Origin of the sequence: Neobacillus drentensis, assembly GCF_036966985.1 — a bacterium.
GTDB classification, from domain to species: Bacteria; Bacillota; Bacilli; order Bacillales; family Cytobacillaceae; genus Neobacillus; species Neobacillus drentensis_E.
On the sequence record NZ_JBALSN010000773.1, the window covers coordinates 1 to 1,227 of the forward strand.

Genomic DNA, 1,227 nt, shown 5'->3' on the forward strand with positions numbered 1-1,227 from the left:
GTTTAGAACCAATAAAGAAAGGTCACATTTTTTTAAAAGGAAAACACCTGAAAAAGTGGTCTGACCGAACATTATATGAAAAAGCAGGCTTTGTATTTCAAAATCCAGAACTTCAATTTATACAGGACACAGTGTTTGATGAAATCGCATTTGGTGGGAGACAGCGAAATTGGCCAGAGTCTGTGGTGCAAGAAAAAACGAATCAGCTATTGGCAGAGTTCGGTCTAGAGAAGCATAGAGACGCGCATCCTTTCACCTTAAGCTTAGGACAAAAAAGAAGATTAAGTGTTGCCACGATGCTTCTTTTTGATCAGGATGTACTCATTTTAGATGAGCCGACCTTCGGGCAGGATGAGAAAACGGCGAGGGAGTTAATCCGGCGTTTAAAAGAACGTCAACGACAAGGCACCACTATTATCATGGTCACACATGATATGGAACTCGTTGATGAGTGCGCTGATCAAGTGCTTGTTTTTCATCAAGGGGAGCATGTTTATGATGGTACGCCTTTTGATTTATTTTCTCATCAGGAACTTGTCACTTCCTGTGAGCTGAGAGTGCCGTTACATTATCGCTATATGGCTGAAAGAAAGGAAGTGATGACGATTGCAAAGTAATCACTCCTTTCTATCCACTGTAAATCCAGTCATGAAATTACTCGCCCATCTCCTTGCGATGTGCTGTCTGATGGCGATTTCTGATCCTAAAACGACGTTCATCATCTGGCTGTTTGCACTTGGAATTGGACTTGTCCTAGGCGGCTGGAATTTGAAATACCTCATCACCAGACTTGTACCTTATCTGCTCTTTTTCATTCTCGTGTTTTGGATGATGGCGGCCTTTGGCAAGGGAGATCATACAGTTTGGAAATGGGCATGGTTTCATATCACAGAGGAGAGTTTAAGAAATGGGCTGACCATTTCTTTTAGAATGCTTGGGTTTGTGACATTTGGTCTCCTTTTTACATCAACAACTGATTTGACGGCCTTTATGATGAGCTTAATCCATCAATGCCGAATGTCACCCAAATGGGCATATGGGATGCTGGCAGGCTTCCGGTTTATCCCGTTGTTTCAAAGTGAATTGAAGCAAATGAAGGCTGCACATAAAATTAGAGGTTACAAGCAAAAAAACAGCTGGAAAGCCTTTATACGTTATGCACTCCCCCTTTTCACGCAAGGCGTACGGAAATCTGAACGACTAGCCATTGCGATGGAAGCAAGAGGC

Annotated in this window: 2 protein-coding genes; both read left to right on the forward strand. The window is 42.5% G+C overall.

Annotated elements, in window-relative coordinates:
* Positions 1-617, forward strand: a 617-nt coding sequence (locus V7659_RS31595; protein WP_335543924.1) for an ABC transporter ATP-binding protein, incomplete at its 5' end; no start/stop codon positions are given.
* Positions 607-1,227: energy-coupling factor transporter transmembrane component T family protein (locus V7659_RS31600; protein ID WP_335543925.1), on the forward strand; the 621-nt coding region annotated here is incomplete at its 3' end. The genes V7659_RS31595 and V7659_RS31600, both read left to right, overlap by 11 nt.